This window comes from Massilia sp. 2TAF26 (assembly GCF_052115005.1).
In the GTDB taxonomy this organism is placed as follows: domain Bacteria; phylum Pseudomonadota; class Gammaproteobacteria; order Burkholderiales; family Burkholderiaceae_D; genus Telluria.
Map to the genome: position 1 here is coordinate 1 of NZ_JBFRFV010000065.1, position 2,221 is coordinate 2,221.

A 2,221-nucleotide genomic window follows, 5' to 3' on the forward strand; every position below is an offset into this window, starting at 1 on the left:
CTCTACCTGGTCGACTTCAGCAACAAGGGCGGCCTGGTGACGCCGCTGATCCTCGAGATCACGCTCGCCAGCGGCAAGAAGTACGTCGAGCGCGTGCCGGCCGAAGTGTGGCGCTACAACCCGAAGAAGATCACGAAGCTGATCATCACGGACGAACCGATGACCAGCCTGGTGCAGGACCCGTACTGGGAAACCGCGGACACCGACCAGAGCGACAACGCCTGGCCGCGCCGTGCGACCCCGTCGCGCCTGGAGTTGTTCAAGTCGCAGCGCGGTGGCGGTGACGACATGATGCGCGACTATAATGAGAAGCTGAAGACCAAGGACGCCAAGCCGGAAGTCAAGGCCGCTGCCGACGCAGCAGCCAAGTAATGCCGTAGGGTGGGCACCCCGTGCCCACGCGTGACGCTTGCATGATGCCGGCGTCCGCGTGGGTACGGTGTGCCCACCCTGCATTTTGGGACCACAAAAACATACATATAACGAGAGACATGAATTTCAAACGCCTGCCCGCCAGCCTCGCCGCACTCACCCTGGTTGCTTCCCTCGCCCACGCAGCCGAACCTTTCGAAGACAAGTTCCGCCAGCTCGACGAACTGCTGCCCACGCCCACCGACACCCGCACCGCATCGGGTGCACCGGGTCACGCCTACTGGCAGCAGCGCGCCGACTACAAGATCCGCGCCCGCCTGGACGAAACCAATCACGCCATCACCGGCAGCGAGACCGTCACCTATCACAACAACTCGCCGGACACGCTGAACTACCTGTGGCTGCAGCTCGACCAGAACCTGTTCAAGCCGAACTCCGGCGCGCGCACCACCGCCACCGTGATGTCGCGCGAGGCCTGGGCGAAAGCCACTCCCGAAACGGGCGTGAAGTTCGACGGCATGCGCACCATGCTGGAATCGCGCCTCTTCGACGGCGGCTTCAACATCACCGCGGTGAAGGATGCCGGCGGCGCCCCGCTCCGTTACGTCATCAACGGCACCATGATGCGCATCGACCTGCCGCAGGCGATGAAGCCGGGTTCGAAGCTGGCCTTCGCGGTCGAATGGAACTACAAGATCAACGACCAGAAGGTGGTGCACGGCCGCTCGGGCTACGAGACCTTCGACGACAAGAACGACCTGTTCGCGATCGCGCAATGGTTCCCGCGCATGGCCGCCTACTACGACGCCCACGGCTGGCAGCACAAGCAGTTCCTTGGCGCCGGTGAATTCACGCTGGAATTTGGCGACTACGACGTCGAGCTGACGGTCCCGGCCGACCACATCGTCGCCGCCACCGGCGAACTGCAGAACCCGGACGCCGTGCTCACGCCGGCCCAGCGCGAGCGCCTGAAGCAGGCCCGCACGGCCAAACAGCCGGTGCTGATCGTGACCCAGGCCGAGGCCGAAGCCAAGGAAAAGACCCGCGCCGAAGGCAGCAGGACCTGGCGCTTCAAGGCGAAGAACGTGCGCGACTTCGCGTTCGCCTCGAGCCGCAAGTTCATCTGGGACGCACAGGGCTTCAAGAAGGAAGGCACGGATGCGCTGGCGATGTCCTACTACCCGAAGGAAGGCAATCCGCTGTGGGGCAAGTACTCGACCCACGCGGTGGTGCACACCCTCGACCAGTACAGCAAATACTCCTTCGACTATCCCTACCCGGTCGCCATTTCGGTCAACTTCGACGTCGGCGGCGGCATGGAATATCCGATGATCTCGTTTAACGCGCCGCGTCCGACCAAGGACAAGAAGACCGGCGAGATCACCTATTCGAAGAACGCCAAGTACGGCCTGATCGGCGTGGTGATCCACGAAGTCGGCCACAATTACTTCCCGATGGTGGTCAACTCGGACGAGCGCCAGTGGACCTGGATGGACGAGGGCCTGAACAGCTTCCTGGAGTTCCTGGCGGAAGAAGCCTGGGAAGAGAAATTCCCGGTCCAGTGGGGCGAAGCGCGCCTGATCGCCGGCTACATGAAGAGCCAGAACCAGGTGCCGATCATGACCAACTCGGAATCCCTGGTCCAGTTCCTCAACAATGCCTACGCCAAGCCGGCCACCGCCCTCAACGTGCTGCGCGAGACCGTGCTGGGCCGCGAACTGTTCGACTTCGCCTTCCGCGAATACGCGCGCCGCTGGAAGTTCAAGCGTCCGACCCCGGCCGACTTCTTCCGCACCATGGAAGACGCTTCCGGCACGGACCTCGACTGGTTCTGGCGCGGCTGGTTCTA

1 protein-coding gene and 1 pseudogene are annotated in these 2,221 nt (G+C 63.2%); both read left to right on the forward strand.

Annotated elements, in window-relative coordinates:
• Positions 1-372: pseudogene (locus tag AB4Z32_RS27375) on the forward strand (aminopeptidase); the annotation flags it as partial.
• 119 nt (positions 373-491) lie between these two features.
• A partial coding sequence (locus AB4Z32_RS27380) for a M1 family metallopeptidase (RefSeq protein WP_442124969.1) occupies positions 492-2,221 on the forward strand: 1,730 nt, incomplete at its 3' end.